Consider the following 16,607-nt stretch of genomic DNA (forward strand, 5'->3'; position numbering starts at 1 on the left):
TCGGATACGGCAATCACAGGAGCATGGACGGGACGGGCCAGCGGTCGATCAGGCACGGCGCCCACCAGTCGTGGTCACCGAGCCGGAGGACGAGGTTCTCGTCCCGCAGCGCGGTGAGCACGTCCGGATCGACCTCGGCCGTCCGCTGTTCCTCCAGCAGCCCCACCGCCCGTATGTACGCGGGCTCGTCGAGGTCGAAGAGCTGGAGCACGCCCTCCCGGCGGTCGCGGATCTGGACGAACCCCGGGCCCCGGCGCCACACACAGCGTCCGACGTAGAAGCGCACCTTCCACAGCTCCAGGCGCTCGGGGGAACGGTTGCCCTCGAGCGTGACGGGCGGTTGGAGGTGGGTCAGGTGCTGGGTCAGCAGGGCCGGGTCGGCGCGGCGGCCCACCCGCAGATGCCAACGCACCAGCATGCCGCGGGCGGTGGCCACCCGTACGAAGTCCAGCGCGCGCAGGTCGCGGGCCGTGGGCGACTTCAGCGAGACCGGCTCCTCGATGGCCGTGTACCGGACGCCCTGCCGGTACAGGTCACGCACCTGCTCGCCGGTGGACCCGGTTGCCGGATCCGTCGGTGCGCTGGGTGCCGACGCGGTCAGGAGATCGTTACGCATGTGGGCTCCTCGGCCTGTTCGAGGGCGAGTTCGGACCCGCCGACCCGCTCCGACTCGCGCCGGATGCGGCACATCAACTGGTTCTCGTCCTCGGTGGCGAGCTGGACCGCGCGGTCGGCGTCCACGAAGATCAGGCCGTGGCTGCGCCAGTCGGCGAGCAGCTGCTCGACCCGGTTCTCGTCCCATGTGTCCGCGCCGTCGCCGCGGCTCGCGAGTCCGGTCAGATGGCGGACGGACCTCGGGTCGTGCAGGGCGCGGAAGAGTTCGACCTCGACGGGGTCCGTCAGGGTCATCGTCTGCCAGGCGTAGCCCGGCCTGGAGTTGGTCAGCCGGATCCGGTCGCCCGCGTCGGTGTAGGTCAGCCGGCTGCGGATGTAGTTGTCGCCCCATTCGTCGAGGGCCGTCTTGAGCCGGTCGGCGAGCTTGTCGTCGATACCTTGCGGAGGTGCCTCGAACAGGTAGGCCAGATCGGCCAGTTCGGATTCCGGGAGATCGTAGGTGAGCGCGTACTGCCAGTGCGGGTGATGGTCGGAGAAACCCAATTCCGGGCGGTCGAAGTTGGGGCTGAACCGCTCCAGCGCGATCCTGTTGATCCCGTTCGACGGGTGCAGATGATGCAGGGCCGGAATCTGCTCGATGATCGGCAGATAGTCCTCGGGGGTCTCGCCCGGGAATCCGTACAGATAGTTCCACGCCACGGACATCCCGTTGGTCTCCGCGTCGCGCAGGAACCGGATGTTGTGTGTGCCGCTCACACCCTTGTCCATGAGTTTCAGCACGCGGGTGCTGAGGCTCTCGATTCCCGGCTGGACGCTGACCACTCCCGCCGCGCGCATCCGGGAGATCTGTGAGAGATTCATGTTGGACTTGACCTCGTACTGCATACGCAGGTCGAACGGCGCGTCGGCGAGCTTGGACAGCACGGATTCGATGAAGGACATCTCGAGGATGTTGTCCACCGCGTAGAAGTCCAGGACGTGGTGGCGCTCGGCCAGCGTGAGAATCTCCTGCAGATAGGTCTGCGGGCTCTTGCTGCGGAAGGTCATGGCGGAGCCGTTGAGCCCGCAGAAGGTGCAGTGGTGCTTCTCGCCCCACCAGCAGCCGCGGGCGCCCTCCACGACGAGCACCGGCTCGTACCAGGACTGGACGCGCGAGCCGCGGATCCGCTCGAAGTACGGGTCGAAGTCGGGCATCGGGATCTCGGCCGGCGCGAGGAGCTGCTTGGCCTGCGGGTTGCTCACGCTCGCGCCGTCCGCACGACGGCACAGGCTGGGGATGCGGGCCAGGTCCTCCGTCCGGCCGTCGCGCAGGGCGGAGACGAGCTGGGGGAACGTCCGCTCCGCCTCGCCGCGTACGACGTAGTCGATCCACTCGAAGTTACGGTGCAGCGCCTCGCCCTGAGGGCCGTCGCAGTTGGCGCCGCCCATCACGGTGACCGTCTCGGGGGCCAGTTCCTTGATCCGGCGCAGCAGGGCGAGGGAGGCGACGTTCTGCTGGAAGGTCGAGGTCGCGCCGACGAGGTCGGGGCCGTCGGCGACGATCTGCCGCGCGAGCGTGTCGACGAACTCGGGAACCGTCCGGTGCAACCGCAGGCACGATTCCTTCTGCCGGTCGCTGATCCGGTCCTCGAACGTGCTCGTGAACTCCTCGACCCGCCAGGACGGATCCCCGTAGAGGGCGGAGGAGAAAACCCAGTCCCCGCATCCCATGAAATAGCTCTGCAAGGAGAAGAAGCTGAAGTCGGCGGCGCCGTATCCCCCTTGCCGCTCCATCCAGTCGGCGAACTCGATGTTCGCGTAGACCGTCTTCGTCTCCATATCCGGAAAGGAGTCCTTGATTCTTTGAGCGAGAATCCCCAGGGCGAGCGAAGGGGTGGCGATCGTCGCCCACGGCATGTTGACCAGTGTGATCTTCACGCGTCCTCCGAAGGCTTTCAGAACGAGACGACGAGCATGACGGAAATGTGGGTCGACTCGACGTCGTCCCGGTTGTCTGCCTGCGGATCGTTGACCACGACGACCTTTTTCATGATCCACCTCTCCTGGTTCACCACAGAGGCGCTTCCGGTGCGGCCGGAACACTCCGGTCGCACCGGAAGCGCGACGCATCACCGGACATGCCGGCAGATGCGGGATGTGCTGACGGTGGCGCTCAGAACTTGACGGTGACCCCGACCTCGACCTTGACCGACTCACGGTTGTCGCTCTGCGGGTCGTTGATGACAACGGTCTTCTGCATGGTGCCCTCCTCTCGGCTGCTCCGCGGACGCGGTGTGCGAACGAGGCATTGCCCAGCAGGTGGACGCGCGGCTGGAGCAGACGCGAAGATCACACATCCGCTCGCACGAGGCTCGCACAGCGAGTTGAGGCAAAAGCCTGTCGAAAGGTTGTCGGCCTTCAGCAGCGCACCTCTGGCCACACCGGCACCACGAAACACCGAGGAAACGGCACATTCCTACACTCCCGGATGTGCGCCTGAAAGTACTTGACTCCCCCACCGAGTGGAGCCGGTTCGCCGAGGGGTCCATCGAGCGCCGCATGCTGCTCGCCCTCGGCGACGGGCTCGGTGTCGTGCTGCGCCCGAAACCGCTCATGCTGCCCGACGGCAGCCGCGTCGAGGTCGAGGGGATCGACGCCACGGGCCGCGTCCTCGTCCAACTGGTCTGCAACCAGGGCGCCTACAAACCCGCCTACCGCAACAAGGTCATGGCGGACATGTTCAAGCTGCTCTGGCTGAGGGACTCCGTGCCGACCGCCGACCGCACGGTGCTGCTGGTCACCGAGCTGATCGTGCAGGCGCTCGGCGGCTGGGTGGCGCGGGCAGCGGCGGACCTCGGGATCGAGATCTACGTGTACGACGGCAGCGCGGTCGCCCCGCTGCGACCCCCGTCGCGGCCAGACGTAAAACGCGCGTAACAGACAACTGCGGTGTCCCGAAACACAATCTTCCTACGGTCGGGGGCACCTAAGCGGATTTCCGCGTGGCAGTCAGTCGCACTCGCTACGCACGCTCTCCGACTTCCAGGATCGGGCATTCGTGCCCGCGACATGGATGGGAGCGTGAAGGTGACTGGTACGCCAGCACTCGAACTGCGGTCGGTGCGACGGGTCTACGGGTTCGGGTCGGCCGCGACCACGGCCCTCGACGACGTCCACCAGACGGTGCCGTCGGGCCGTTTCGTCAGTCTCATCGGCCCCAGCGGCTGCGGCAAGTCGACGTTGCTGCGTCTCGTCGCGGGGCTCGAAGCGCCGGACCGCGGCGAGGTGTCGGTCCACGGCGTGACTCCGGCGCAGGCGTGCGCGGCCAAGATGATCGGACTCGTGCCGCAGAGCCCCGCATTGCTGCCGTGGCTGTCCGTCCTGCGGAACGTCACGCTGCCGCAGAAGATCAACCGGGGTGCGGGAAAGCGGCGCGAACGCATCGCCGACTTCGCCGAGCGGCAGTCAGCGGCCGTCCCCGACATGACGGAACTCCTCGTCAAGGCCGGTCTCGGCGACGCCCTGCACAAGCTCCCGGCTCAACTGTCCGGCGGCATGCGCCAGCGCGCCGCGATCGTGCGGGCGTTCGGTCTACAGCCCGACGTGCTCGTCATGGACGAACCCTTCTCGGCGCTCGACGAGTTCACCCGCGAGAGCCTCCAGGACCAACTCCTGGATCTCTGGGAGGAGTTGCGGACGACGGTCCTCTTCGTCACCCACTCCGTCTCCGAGGCCGTACGACTCTCCGACACCGTCGTCGTGATGGCGCCGAACCCCGGTCGCATCGTCGAGAGCATCGACGTCGATCTGCCCCGGCCGCGCGGTGAACGGCTCTTCGGGGAGCGGCGGTTCCACGAGTACGAGGACCTGGTGCGAGAGCGGCTGCGCCTCGCCTGGCACAGCGAAGCCGCGTGAGTGGGGGCGTGAGGGACATGACCGTAGCCGAAGAACGCGCTGCCGGTCCGGCCGTCGGGACCACGCGACCGCCCGCCGAACCGTCCCGCTTCAGCCTCAAGCACCCGAGGTCCCGGATCGCCTGGATCCGGCCGGCCATGTGGCTGCCCCTCGTCGTGATGCTGGCGATCCTCGGCGGTCTCTGGCACTGGGGAGCCGAACGACTTCCCTATCTGCTACCGCCGTTGTCCGACGTCGGCAGTTCACTCTCCGACAATTTCGGCTACTACGTCCACAACGCCCTCGTCACGCTCGGCGAGGCCACGGCCGGGCTGGGGATGGGCTTCGCCGCCGCGTTCGTCCTCGCGGTGCTGACCAGTGAACTCCCGCTGGTGCGACGGGCGGTGATGCCGATCGCGGTCGTCCTCAACGTGACCCCATTGGTGGCGATCGCGCCGGCGCTGGTCGTGGCGTTCGGGTTCGGACCCATGCCGAAGCTGATCATCACCGGGCTGATCTGTTTCTTTCCGATCCTCATCAACACGGCTACGGGGTTGCGGTCCGTTCCTCAGCAGGTGTTGCAGGTCTATCGGACGATGAATGCGAGTCGGATCGAGCTGCTGTGGCATCTGCGTGTCCCCCACGCACTGCCGTATCTCTTCGCCGCGCTGCGGATCGTCTTTCCGCTGTCGATCATCGGGGCTGTGGTCGCGGAGATGTCCGCGTCCGGGTCCACCGGGGGTCTTGGCACCGCGATCAGTGTGGCGTCCTCCATGAATCAACTCCCCGTTGTCTACGCCTCGATCCTCGTCCTTGCGGTGATGGGTGTGCTGTTGCTGCTCGCGGTGACCGTCGTCGAGCGTCGCGTGCTGCATTGGCACGACAGCGCGAACTGAGCCTGACAGGGCGCTCCTCCGGACCCGCGTTCCTCACCTTTCCGGCGTCAAAGCCAGTTTGGAGTCACCCATGCCCGTAACTCGCCGCACCAGATCCGCCCTCGTCGCCGCCGCGCTGGTGCTCGGAGCCGCCGGCTGCGGTTCCGGGTCGGACGACAGCAGCTCCGCCGGCGCCGCCGGTTCCGCGATATCCGCGAAGCGCTGCGCCGAGAACAAGGCCGCCGGGAAGATCACGTATCTCTCCGGGTACCAGTTCCAGTCCTCCGTCTCGATCCTCGAATACGTCGCCGCCGCCAAGTTGGGCTATTTCAAGGACCTCTGCCTCACCGTCGACCTCAAGCCCGGTACCGGGGACACCGCGCAGAACACCAAGTTGCTGGCCGGCGGGCAGGCGACGGTGTCCGCGATCTCCGAGCAGGACCTGATCCAGGCGCAGGCCAACGGGATCGACATCAAGGGCATCTCCTCGTACTCGAACGCCGGGCTCGACATCCTGATGACCAACAAGGACATCACCGATCTGACCCAGCTCGACGGCAAGGTCGTCGGTCACAAGGGGTACGTGCCCGCCACCGTCCAGGCGATGATGGTCAAGGCCGGGGTCAAGTGGGACTCGCTCAAGCTGGTCAAGGAGGGCTACGACCCCTCCGTACTGCCCCGCAAGCAGGGCGGCCTCGAAGCGCTCACCGGGTTCGTCTCCAACGAGCCCAACCAGCTCGAGGCGGCCGGCAAGGACGTCACCGTGTGGAAGCCGGTGGACTACGACATCCCCAGCTCGATCGGCGCCATGGCGGTGAACCCGGCGTTCGCCAAGGCGCACCCGCACGCCGTCGAGGACGTGCTGCGGGCCGCCCTGCACGCGTACGAGTACTGCTCCGGCAGCGAGGCGCACATCACCGAATGCGTCGGCTACGCGGCCAAGTTGTCAGGGCCGACCTACGACAAGAAGCTCAACGCGACCATCTGGAAGACCGAGACGCAGGTCGTGAAGGAGAACCCGTCGCCCGGACAGCCGCTGGGCGGCATCGACACCGCCAACGTCGGGAAGCTCGTCGACATGCTGCACCAGTTCAAGATCGTGCCGAGCAGTGTGACCGCCGCCAAGGCCGAGGCGTGGTTCGACACCTCGTTCGTCAAGGACATCTACAACGGCGACAAGCTCGTCTGGCCCGCGCCGTAGCGCCGGCGCCATCACGCCATAGCCGCAGAGCCGCGGAAAAGCCCCTGAAAGAGCCGTAGAAAGGCCCGTGACGTGCCAGCGAAAGAGTACGGAATCTTCCTTCCCATCGGGAACGGCGGCTGGATGCTGTCCACCACCGCGCCGCATCCCGAGGCGACCTACGCGTACAACAGGCGTGCCGCCCTGCACGCGGAGAGCATCGGGCTCGACTTCGTGATGTCGATGGCCAAGTGGCGTGGTTTCGGCGGGAGTACGGACCACTGGGGCCGTTCGCTGGAGTCGATGACGATGATGGCGGCGCTCGCCGAGGCGACCAGCCGGGTGAAGATCTGGGCGACCCTGCACGCCAACATCCACAATCCCGCGGTCGCGGCGAAGATGCTCACCACCCTCCAGGACATCTCCGGTGGCCGTGCGGGCATGAACATCGTGAACGGTTCGTACGCGGGTGAGTTCGAGCAATTCGGCGACTGGGACCCGGAGTTGAGCCACGAGGACCGGTACCGGATGACGGAGCTGTGGACGGAGGCGGTCACCCGGCTGTGGAGCGAGGACTCGGTCACGATGCGCACCCCGTACTTCGACCTCGTCGACTGCGAGTCACGGCCGCATCCGGCGACCCGGCCGACCCTCATCAGCGCGGGCCGGTCCGAGGACGCGCGCCGGTTCCAGGCCCGGCACGCCGACGGAGCCTTTCTCGCCGCCGACAGCCTCGACGACATGCGGTCGCTGTCCGCGGACGTCCATGCGCGGGCGAAGGCCAACGGGCGGGTGTGCAAGACGTATTCGATGCTCACCGTCGTCCAGGACGACACCGACGAGCTGGCGGTCAAGAAGGTGAGGGAGTGGGGCGTGGGCGTCGACCGCGAGGCGCTCGCCCATATGCGGCACACCTGGGGCGTACCCGAGGACCAGGCCCGCGCGTGGGCGGACGGCGCCGACGGGGAGGCGGCCTTCCAGACGCCGTACGTCGCCGGTTCGGCGCGCACGGTGACCGAGCACATCGAGTACATCGTGCGGGAGGCCGACCTCGACGGGCTCATGCTGATCTTCCCGGAGTACGACGAGGACATGGTGCTGTTCGGCGAGACGGTGCTGCCCGCGCTGCGGGCCCGCGACGAGGTGGCGGCGTGATGTCCGAGCTGCGGGAGAGACAACTCGCCCGGCTCGCGCGGCCGGAGAGCAGGCCGGCGCTCGTCGTGGTGGACGTACAGCGGGACTTCGCCGACCCGGACCGGCTGGGCGCCTACGGCCTGACCGACGCCACGCTGGCGACGCTCGACCGGACGGTGGCCCGCATCGGCGACCTGGTCGATGCCGCACGGACCGTCGAAGTGCCGGTGGTGTGGGTCGAGTTAGGCAGCGACCCGGCGCGGCCGTGGCGGTCGAGCAACTGGCTGCGCGAGGGCGACTTCGACGCGCCCGTGAGCCCCGACGAGCCGTGCCGCATCGGGACGCCCGGCGCCGAGTGGTATCAAATGCAGCCCGTCGAGGGCGAGTTGCGGGTCGTCAAGCGCGGTTACAGCGGCTTCCTCGGCACCGATCTCGACGCACGGCTGCGCGCGGCGGGCTGCGACTGGCTCACCGTGGTGGGTCTGACGAGCGAGTGCTGCGTGTACGCGACCGCGCAGGACGCCGTGCAACTGGACTGGCCCGTGGTCGTACCGCAGGACACGACGGCCGCATACGACCACCACGTCAACGCCGCCGCGCTGTTCCAGCTGGGACTGAACGTGGCCGTGCTCAGCGACGCCGACGAGGTCGTCGAGCTGTGGAAGAGGGCCGCGCGATGACCGGCATGCACATCGGCTACGACCTCTCCTTCACCCACACCGAGGGCGCGTGGGCCCGGCCCGGTTCCTGGGTCGGGCTCGACTTCCCGGACGTACGCATGTACATGGAGCTGGCCCGTACCGCCGAACGCGCCGGTGTCGACCTGCTGTTCTTCGGTGACGGCAGCGGCATACCCAGTACCTGGCGGGGCAGTATCGAACCGGCCGTGGAGTGGGGCATCCAGTGGCCGCGGCACGACATGGCGCCCGTCATCGCCGCGATGTCCACCGTGACCGAGCGGGTCGGTTTTGGACTGACGTATTCGTCGACGTTCATGCATCCGTTCTACGTGGCCCGGCTGTTGAACTCGCTCGACCATGTGTCGGGCGGTCGCATCGCGTTCAACGTGGTCGCCTCGACGCGGGGCGCTGACGCGGCGAACTACGGTTTCGGTGAGCTGATGGACCACGACCTGCGCTACGAGCGGATGGAGGAGTTCATCGCCGTGTGCCGTGCGTTGTGGGACTCCGTGGCTCCCGACGCCATCGTGCGCGACCGGAACACGGGACGCTTCGCCGATCCCGCGAAGGTGCGTCCGATCGACCACCACGGGCGCTTCTTCACCGTGCGCGGCCCGCTCGCGTCGGTGCCCAGCCCGCAGCACCACCCGCTGATCGTCCAGGCGGGCAACTCCCCACGGGGCATTGCCGCTTCGGCCCGGTTCGCCGATCTCATCTTCGGCTTCGGGGGCAACCTCGGCTCCCAGCAGCGCCACCGCAAGCTGCTCGACGAGGCGCTGCTGGCGGAGGGACGCGACCCGGCCCGGGTGGGCATCCTGTGGGCTACCCAGGTCGTCGTGGGCCGCACCGCGGCCGAGGCCCGGGAGCGCCGCGACGCGGTGCACGAGTTCTGGCACGAGGAGGCCGTCGCCACCTATCTGTCGCACAACATGGGCTACGACCTGTCGACGCTGCCGGGTTCGTTCCGACTGGCCGAGTTGCGGGACGAGTTGGTCGCGGCCAACGCGAGCCCAGCGGGTCTTTTCGGTTCGCTCCTCGCGGAGTTCGGGGAGGAGCACACGATGAGCCGTGAGGAGTTCTTCGCGCACGGCCGCAGTCGTGCGACGGGGCTCGATCACAGCCTGGTCGGTGACGCGGCCTCCGTCGCCGACGCGCTGGAGGAGAACTTCGCCGCGACCGGCTCGCTCGGCGGCTACATGTTCTCCTGCCCCTCGGGCATGCCCGCCGGCTTCGCGGAGGTCGGCGAGCTGCTGCTGCCCGAGCTGCGCCGGCGCGGCGCGCTCGCGCCCCGCCGCCCGGGTGCCACGCTGCGCGAGAACCTGGTGAGGTGAGATGAGCGCGGGAAGCGAGCGCCGCCACTGGCTCGCCCTCACCAGCCTGTGCGCGGGGTTCTTCATGCTGCTGCTGGACAGCACCGTCACCTCGGTCGCGCTGCCCGCGCTGGTCACCGGCCTGCACACCAGCGAGACCCTCGCGCTGTGGGTCAACAGCGGCTACCTCATCGCCTACGCCGTCCCTCTGATCATCGCGGGGCGGCTGGGTGACCGCTACGGTCACCGGCGCGTCCACCTCATCGGGCTCGCGACCTTCACGCTCGGGTCGCTGCTGTGCGCGCTGGCCACCACCGTCGAGGCCCTCATCGGCTGGCGTCTGGCGCAGGGCCTCGGCGCCGCCCTGATGACACCGCAGTGCCTGACCATCATCAAGGCCCTGTTCCGCCCGCCACGGCTCGCTGTCGCGCTCGGCGTCTGGGGTGCGGCCGGCGGCGCGGCGGTGGCCGCCGGACCCCTGCTCGGCGGACTGCTCGTCGGCGTCGGCGGCTGGCCCGCGGTGTTCTGGGTCAACGTCCCGGTCGGGGTCGCCGTGATGGTCGCCGTGGCCGTCCTCGTCCCCGTCCTCCCCCGTCAACGGGCGGCCATCCCGATCTGGGCGATCTGCGCGAACGCGACCGGCCTCGGCGCGCTCGTCCTCGGCGTCCAGGGCACGGACGCAACGAGCGCCCAAGTATGGGGAGTTCCTCGCTGGCTGCTCGCCGTCGCCGGGGCGCTGCTCGTCGCGGCCGTCGTCCGGTTGCAGCGGGGCCACGGGACGCGGGCGCTCGTACCGATCGATCTGCTGCGCAGCCGCGGGTTCGTCACAGCCGCCTGGGGAGGCGCCGCCGCGGCCTTCTGTTCGGGCTCGGCGATGATCCCGCTGATGCTCTACCTCCAGCGGGATCGCGCGCTCACGCCCGGCTCCGCGGCGCTCACCCTCGTACCGATGGGTGTGGTGTGTGTGCTGGGGGCGCCGGTCTCGGCCCGGCTGAACAACGGGGTCGGTGCGCGTGCCGTCGCCGTCGTCGGGTCGTCCGCGCTCGTGCTGTCCATCGGGGCGTCGGCGGTGCTCGTCGCGACGGATGCGCCGATCGCCGCGCTGACCGCTGTCTTCGCCGTGTACGGAGTGGCCAACTCGTTCGTCTGGTCGCCCCTGTCGATCGCGGCGGTGACCTCGGTCGCGCCGGATCTGGTCGGGGCGGCGTCGGGCACCTTCAATGCCGTGAAGCAGCTCGGGGCGGTGCTGGGCAGCGCGGTCTGTGCCGTGCTGCTGAGCGGATTCGGCTGTACGGCCGCCCTCGGCGGACTGGCCGCCGTCGGTCTTGTCTGTCTCCTCGCCGCCCTGCTCCTCCGAGTCGACCACCCCGGGGCGAACTCCCGCGCGGCAGCCGCCGCCGGGCCCCGGCTACCCACAGGAGTCGCCTGATGAAGGCTGTCGCCGTCGTCGGAAATCCGAAGGCCGCCTCGCGCACCCGCGATGCCGCCGAACGCCTCGCCGAGGCGCTCGGGCTGGACTGTGAGGTCCTCGAAGTCGGTTCGCTCGGGGCCGGCCTGCTCGGCTGGGGCGACCCGCCGGTCGCCGCGGCCGTCGAGCGGGTGCGGGCCGCGGACGTCGTGATCGCGGCCTCGCCCACGTTCAAGGGCACCTACAGCGGGCTGCTCAAGGTCTTCCTCGACCAGTTCCCGACGGCGACGGGACTCGCCGGACAGGTGGCGCTGCCCCTGATGCTCGGTGCGGGACCGGCGCACGCGCTCGCCCCCGAACTCACCCTCAAACCGGTGCTCGTGGAACTCGGCGCGATCTGTCCCGCGCAGGGTCTCTACCAGCTCGACTCCACGTACACGACGGACGACTCGCTCGCCCGCTGGCTGGAGCGGTGGGGCCGGACCGTGCTCGACATCGCGCGCACGAGGGCGACCCGATGACCGCACCGGAGGGTTTCACCTCGGATCCCGACGAGGTCACCAGGGCGTTCTCCGGTTTCCCGGCCGGAGTCGCCGCCCTCGCGGCCCGTGTCCACGACGAACCGACCGTCATGATCGTCTCCTCCTTCGCCGTCGGCGTCTCGCACCGGCCGCCGATGGTCTCGTTCGCCATCCAGCACAGCTCGACGACCTGGCCGGAGCTGTCGGGCGCGCCGGCGATCGGCGTCTCCGTCCTCGGCGAGGAGCACAGCGACAAGGCCCGCCAGCTCGCCTCCCGCAGCAAGGAGGGCCGCTTCGTCGGCCTCGGCACCACGGAGGCCGCCTCCGGCGCGATCTTCCTGGAAGGCGCCCCGATCCTGCTGGAGTGCGCGATCGAGCACACCTATCCGGCGGGCGATCACGACATCATCGTGCTGCGCGTCCTGGCGATGATGACCGACGACGAGCGCAATCCGGTGGTGTGGCACCGGCGCAGGCTGAAGCTCCTGGCCGGTTGAGACGGCGACCGCCCCTGGTCGGACGCAATCCCGGGGCGCGGTCGAACTCGTCCCGGATCGTGAGCCGTTCGGTGATCCGGTGGTCCCGGCTTTCCCCGTATGTCTGCGCGAGCACGTCCGGCGCAAGACAATGTCGGCTGTGCTGGCCGAAACGGACCGGCGCGGGGGTAGCGTGCCGGTGGCAGAGGAGGCGCGGGCTCACCGAGGCAGTGCGCCCGAGCGGGTGGGAAGGGGACGGCCGGAGTGAGTGTCGACGTCTTCGATCCCCCGCGTCCCTGGCCGCAGGCCCCGAACCGCCACGCCCTCAGGGCCTCGGGGTACCGTTCGGCCTGGGCCGACACGATGGGGTGGCACCGGTACGAGACATGTGGATCACGATCCGGATCAAGGACGTCTCGCGCCGACGGGAGATGGGCATGACGCCGTCGACCGGGCAGACTCGTCCGGCGAGGGCCGGACACAGGGTGGAGCCGCTGCGCCGCGAGTTATGTCAGCTCGGAGTCGTGGAGGACGAGGAGGGAGGGGATCGTGGCTGATACGCCTGCCGAGGTGCGCGCCGTCCACGGCACGGCACGCGGCAAGGAATCCGGGACGTACACGCCGGTTCCCGACCCGGAGCGGACACCCGCGACGTTCTCGTCGGCTCCCGACCCGGATCCACGTACGCCGATGGAGGCGTCCCCCGCTCGGACGGAGCCGCTGACCCCGGACGAGGCGGACCTGGCGCAGGTCGCCCGTACACCCGAGGGCGCGGTCGCTGACGTGCTCGCACCGCTCACCGACGTCGACGCGTCCATGCCCGCCCTCCAGCAGCCACTCCCCCGCCAGTCGGCCGGCGCGGGTGCCCGTCGGAGCGACGAGCGGCTGCGCTTCGTGGGCTCCGCGACCCGGCGGATCGCGCGTGGCCTGGATCTGGAGGAGATCGTCACCGGGCTGGTCCGCGCCACCGTGCCGGCCTTCTGCGACTCGGTCCTGGTGTACCTGCGCGACCCCATGCCCGTCGGCGACGAACGGCCGCCCGACAACCTGGTGCTCCGGCTGCACCGCGCCGAGAGCGCCACCCCGGAGAAGCTCCCGGCGGAGACGGTGGTGACCACGTCCGTCTCCGTGCTCACCCCCTCCACTCCCCTGCTGCGCGGAACCCACCGCGGCCCGGTGGCGCCCGGCGGTCCGCTCGCCGAGGTGCTGCGCGCGGTGCGCCCGGTCTTCACCGACACGCCCGCGGCCCACGCCGCCCTGCCCGAACTCCTCGGCGACGGCGACGAGTTCCCCGTACCCGACGGACAGCGCGCGATCCTCGCGCCGCTGCGCGGCCGACGCCGGGTGACCGGCGCCGCGCTCTTCGTCCGCGGCGCCGAGCAGCCCTCCTACGAGCACGACGACCTCCTGGTCGCCGCCCAGCTCGCCACCCACACCGCCCTCGCCATCGACAAGGCCGTGCTGTACGGCCGCGAGGCGTTCATCGCCGACGAGTTGCAGCGCACGATGCTGCCGCAGACCCTGCCGACCAGCGCCGGCGTGCGCCTCGCCTTCCGCTACCTCCCCGCGGCCGAGACGGCACGGGTCGGCGGCGACTGGTACGACGCCATCCCGCTGCCCGGCAGCCGTATCGCCCTGGTGATCGGTGACGTCATGGGTCACTCGATGACCTCGGCTGCGGTCATGGGCCAGCTGCGCACCACCGTGCAGACCCTCGCGGGACTCGACCTGCCCCCGCAGGAGATCCTGCACCACCTGAACGAGCAGACCCAGCGGATGGGCACCGACCGCATGGCCACCTGCCTGTACGCGGTCTACGACCCCATCTCCCACCGCCTCACCATCGCCAACGCGGGGCATCCCCCGCCTCTGTTGCTCCACCCCGACGGCCACACCGAGGTGTTGCAGGTCCCGCCGGGCGCCCCGATCGGCGTCGGCGGAGTCGACTTCGAGACCGTGGAGCTGGAGGCGCCCTCCGGAGCGACCCTGCTCTTCTACACCGACGGTCTTGTCGAGTCCCGGCTGCGGGACGTGGTCACCGGCATCGAGCAGCTGCGGGAGAAGCTGAGCGCGGCGGCGCAGGCGACCGGCCCGGACCGTCAGCCGTCCCTCGAGGCCCTGTGCGACGAGGCACTGACCATGCCCGGCGCCGGGGACCGGGACGACGACATCGCGATGCTCGCCGCCCGCTTCGACGGCATCGCCGCGAACGACGTGGCCTACTGGCTCCTCGAGCCCGAGAACACGGCCCCCGCACGCGCCCGCCGGCTCACCCGCCGCACGCTCGCCCGCTGGGGCATGGAGGAACTCAGTGACTCCGTCGAGCTGCTGGTCAGCGAGGTCGTCACGAACGCCGTCCGGTACACCACCCGCCCCATCACCCTGCGGCTGCTGCGCACCGACGTGCTGCGCTGCGAGGTCGGCGACGACGTGCCGCAGCTGCCGCGGCTGCGGCAGGCCGGGAGCACCGACGAGAACGGACGCGGCCTGTATCTGGTGAACCGGCTCGCCAGGCGGTGGGGCGCGACCCGCCTGAACACAGGCAAGATCGTCTGGTTCGAGTTCCCGCGCGCCCAGACCTCGTCAGAGCCTCAGGAGGCCAGCCAGTCCCGGTAGTGGGTCGGGGCGATACGGGCGTCGCTCGGCGCGGTCAGCACGTCGCCCTTGACGGCGCCGAACATGCCGGCGGTCTCGTCGACGACGACCTTGCGCCGGTCCCCCTTGGCCGCGAGGGTGATGCGGCCCACCTCGTCGAGGGTGAAGACATCGGGACCTCCGACGTTCACGATGCCGCCCACGGGCGCGCCCGCGGCGACGTCGGCGACCGTGGCCGCGACATCGGCGGCGGCGATGGGCTGGATGGGCGTGCTGGGCAGCCGGACGGTGTCGTCGTCCGAGGTCCAGGACATGACCGCGCCCATGAACTCCATGAACTGGGTGGCGCGCACGATGGAGTACGGCACGCGGCCGGCCCTGAGCAGATCCTCCTGGAGGACCTTCGCCCGGTAGTAGTCCAGCTCGGGCACCTCGTCGACGCCCACGATGGACAGGATCACCGCGTGTCCGACGCCCGCCTTGCGACTGGCCTCCAGCAGGTTGTCCATCGACGTCTGGAAGAACGCCGGCGAGGCCTCGTCGAACGTCGGCGAGTTCGTCAGGTTGACGACCACGTCCGCGCCGGCGAGCGCTTCGTCCAGGCCCGCGCCCGTGATGACGTCCACACCCGTCGACAGGGCGTGCGGCGTCGCCTCGTGGCCCTGCTCGTTCAGCCGGCTGACCACCTGCGAGCCGATCAGACCCGTACCACCGACAACCGCGATCTTCATGACCGCTCCCTTCTCCATACTCGGACACTTTCTATCCGGAACTATACTCGGACAATAAGTGTCCGAGTCAAGCACCTGGGTAAGGTGATCAGCGTGAAAATGTCGGGTGGGGTCGAATGGGCGCTGCACTGCTGTGTGGTGCTGACATCGGTGCGCGAGCCGGTCCCCGCCGCCCGCCTGGCCGAGCTGCACGACGTCTCCCCCACCTACCTCGCCAAGCAGCTCCAGGCCCTCTCCCGGGCGGGACTCATCCACTCGACCCAGGGCAAGTCGGGGGGCTACGCGCTCACCCGGCCCCCGGAACTGATCACCCTCCTCGACGTGGTCGACGCCGTGGACGGACCGAGCCCCGCCTTCGTCTGCACGGAGATCCGCCAGCGCGGTCCCATGGCCACCCCGGCCGAGGCCTGTACGAAGCCCTGCCCGATCTCACGCGCCATGGCCACCGCGGAAGCCGCGCGCCGCGAGGCCCTCAGGGCGATCTCCATCGCCGACCTGGCGAACGACGTGGTGTCCGACTCCGGCGCGGGCGCCCTGAACGCCGTCGGCGCCTGGCTGCGCACGACCGGCGCCTGACGACCCTGCGGGTCAGGGGCGGCGGGCCTCGTCCTGCACCAGACCCGCGATGTGCGCGGTGACCGTGTCGAGGATGTCGGCCCAGGCCGACTCGTCGCCGAGGACGAGGTAGTTGAGGGTCAGGCCGTCGGTCATGGCCGCCAGATAGCGGGCCAACACGGTCACGGGTACGGCCAGTTGGACGTCCATGTCGCCGCGCAGCTGGTCGATGAGTTCGGCGTAGGCGGCGCCGTACAGCTCGTACTGCCGGCGGGCCAGATGCTCGAACCCCGGCTCGCGCAGTGCGTATTGGGTGAGTTCGTAGGTGAGCATGTGCGCGTCGGGGTGGGCGCGGACGTGGTCCCAGTACGCCTGGAAGCCGGCCCGGACGGTCTCAACCAGCGTGACCCTGGGGCGCAATGCCTCCTTCACCACCCGCACCGAGTCGTCGGTGAGGGTGGCGATGACGGACTCGATCAGGGCCTGCTTGGAGTCGAAGCAGTAGTGGAAGACGCTCAGGGACACGCCCGCCTCGGCGGCGATGGACCGGGTCGTCGTCTTCGCGACGCCGTCCCGGGCCATCGCCCTGATCGCGGCTGCCGTCAGCTGTGTACGTCGCTCGGCCGACGGCATGCGTGCCATGTGTGTCCTCGG

The 16,607-nt window shown here is 69.5% G+C and carries 16 protein-coding genes; 12 read left to right on the plus strand and 4 right to left on the minus strand.

Annotation, left to right across the window (positions count from 1 at the left end):
* Positions 1-13 precede the first annotated feature (13 nt).
* Both ACWD5F_RS07115 and ACWD5F_RS07120 read right to left on the minus strand, forming a co-directional pair.
* Positions 14-616 (minus strand): DUF5825 family protein, encoded by a 603-nt coding sequence (locus ACWD5F_RS07115; protein WP_451251898.1) that lies wholly within the window; start codon positions 614-616, stop codon positions 14-16.
* Positions 598-2,532, minus strand: coding sequence for a RiPP maturation radical SAM C-methyltransferase (locus ACWD5F_RS07120; RefSeq protein WP_451251900.1), 1,935 nt, complete (start codon positions 2,530-2,532; stop codon positions 598-600). Before ACWD5F_RS07120 ends, ACWD5F_RS07115 begins: the two co-directional genes overlap by 19 nt.
* Positions 2,533-3,084: 552 nt before the next feature.
* On the opposite strand from ACWD5F_RS07120, the gene ACWD5F_RS07125 reads away from it, so the two are divergent.
* The 11 genes from ACWD5F_RS07125 (at position 3,085) to ACWD5F_RS07175 (ending at position 14,688) form a co-directional block, all read left to right on the plus strand.
* On the plus strand, positions 3,085-3,531 hold the full coding sequence (locus ACWD5F_RS07125) for a hypothetical protein (protein ID WP_451251902.1): 447 nt from the start codon (positions 3,085-3,087) through the stop codon (positions 3,529-3,531).
* Between the two features lie 150 nt (positions 3,532-3,681).
* Positions 3,682-4,509, plus strand: a complete 828-nt coding sequence (locus tag ACWD5F_RS07130) for an ABC transporter ATP-binding protein (RefSeq protein WP_451251904.1) — start codon at positions 3,682-3,684, stop codon at positions 4,507-4,509.
* Between the two features lie 17 nt (positions 4,510-4,526).
* Positions 4,527-5,384, plus strand: coding sequence for an ABC transporter permease (locus ACWD5F_RS07135; RefSeq protein WP_451251906.1), 858 nt, complete (start codon positions 4,527-4,529; stop codon positions 5,382-5,384).
* Positions 5,385-5,454: 70 nt separating this feature from the next.
* Positions 5,455-6,564, plus strand: a complete 1,110-nt coding sequence (locus ACWD5F_RS07140; RefSeq protein ID WP_451251908.1) for an ABC transporter substrate-binding protein — start codon at positions 5,455-5,457, stop codon at positions 6,562-6,564.
* A gap of 72 nt (positions 6,565-6,636) precedes the next feature.
* Positions 6,637-7,698, plus strand: a complete 1,062-nt coding sequence (locus ACWD5F_RS07145; protein ID WP_451251910.1) for an LLM class flavin-dependent oxidoreductase — start codon at positions 6,637-6,639, stop codon at positions 7,696-7,698.
* A complete protein-coding gene (locus ACWD5F_RS07150; protein ID WP_451251912.1) occupies positions 7,698-8,357 on the plus strand; it encodes a cysteine hydrolase family protein in 660 nt (219 codons plus the stop codon). Before ACWD5F_RS07145 ends, ACWD5F_RS07150 begins: the two co-directional genes overlap by 1 nt.
* Positions 8,354-9,688 carry an NtaA/DmoA family FMN-dependent monooxygenase gene (locus ACWD5F_RS07155; protein ID WP_451251914.1) on the plus strand — a complete coding sequence of 445 codons (1,335 nt, stop codon included), beginning with the start codon at positions 8,354-8,356 and terminating at the stop codon, positions 9,686-9,688. The genes ACWD5F_RS07150 and ACWD5F_RS07155 overlap by 4 nt, the downstream gene beginning before the upstream one ends.
* A gap of 1 nt (position 9,689) precedes the next feature.
* Positions 9,690-11,096 carry an MFS transporter gene (locus ACWD5F_RS07160; protein WP_451251916.1) on the plus strand — a complete coding sequence of 469 codons (1,407 nt, stop codon included), beginning with the start codon at positions 9,690-9,692 and terminating at the stop codon, positions 11,094-11,096.
* Positions 11,096-11,596 (plus strand): NAD(P)H-dependent oxidoreductase, encoded by a 501-nt coding sequence (locus tag ACWD5F_RS07165; protein WP_451251918.1) that lies wholly within the window; start codon positions 11,096-11,098, stop codon positions 11,594-11,596. Before ACWD5F_RS07160 ends, ACWD5F_RS07165 begins: the two co-directional genes overlap by 1 nt.
* Positions 11,593-12,093, plus strand: a complete 501-nt coding sequence (locus ACWD5F_RS07170; protein WP_451251920.1) for a flavin reductase family protein — start codon at positions 11,593-11,595, stop codon at positions 12,091-12,093. The genes ACWD5F_RS07165 and ACWD5F_RS07170 overlap by 4 nt, the downstream gene beginning before the upstream one ends.
* 669 nt (positions 12,094-12,762) lie before the next feature.
* Positions 12,763-14,688, plus strand: coding sequence for a SpoIIE family protein phosphatase (locus tag ACWD5F_RS07175; RefSeq protein WP_451252293.1), 1,926 nt, complete (start codon positions 12,763-12,765; stop codon positions 14,686-14,688).
* Here the strand turns inward: ACWD5F_RS07175 and ACWD5F_RS07180 are convergent.
* Positions 14,664-15,398, minus strand: a complete 735-nt coding sequence (locus ACWD5F_RS07180; protein ID WP_451251921.1) for an SDR family oxidoreductase — start codon at positions 15,396-15,398, stop codon at positions 14,664-14,666. The genes ACWD5F_RS07175 and ACWD5F_RS07180 overlap by 25 nt on opposite strands.
* A gap of 99 nt (positions 15,399-15,497) precedes the next feature.
* Here ACWD5F_RS07180 and ACWD5F_RS07185 point away from each other — a divergent pair, with 99 nt between their 5' ends.
* Positions 15,498-15,974, plus strand: coding sequence for an RrF2 family transcriptional regulator (locus ACWD5F_RS07185; RefSeq protein WP_451252295.1), 477 nt, complete (start codon positions 15,498-15,500; stop codon positions 15,972-15,974).
* A gap of 12 nt (positions 15,975-15,986) precedes the next feature.
* Here ACWD5F_RS07185 and ACWD5F_RS07190 read toward each other — a convergent pair whose 3' ends face one another.
* Positions 15,987-16,595 (minus strand): TetR/AcrR family transcriptional regulator, encoded by a 609-nt coding sequence (locus ACWD5F_RS07190; RefSeq protein WP_451251923.1) that lies wholly within the window; start codon positions 16,593-16,595, stop codon positions 15,987-15,989.
* Positions 16,596-16,607 lie beyond the last annotated feature (12 nt).

This window comes from Streptomyces sp. NPDC002499 (assembly GCF_053595415.1).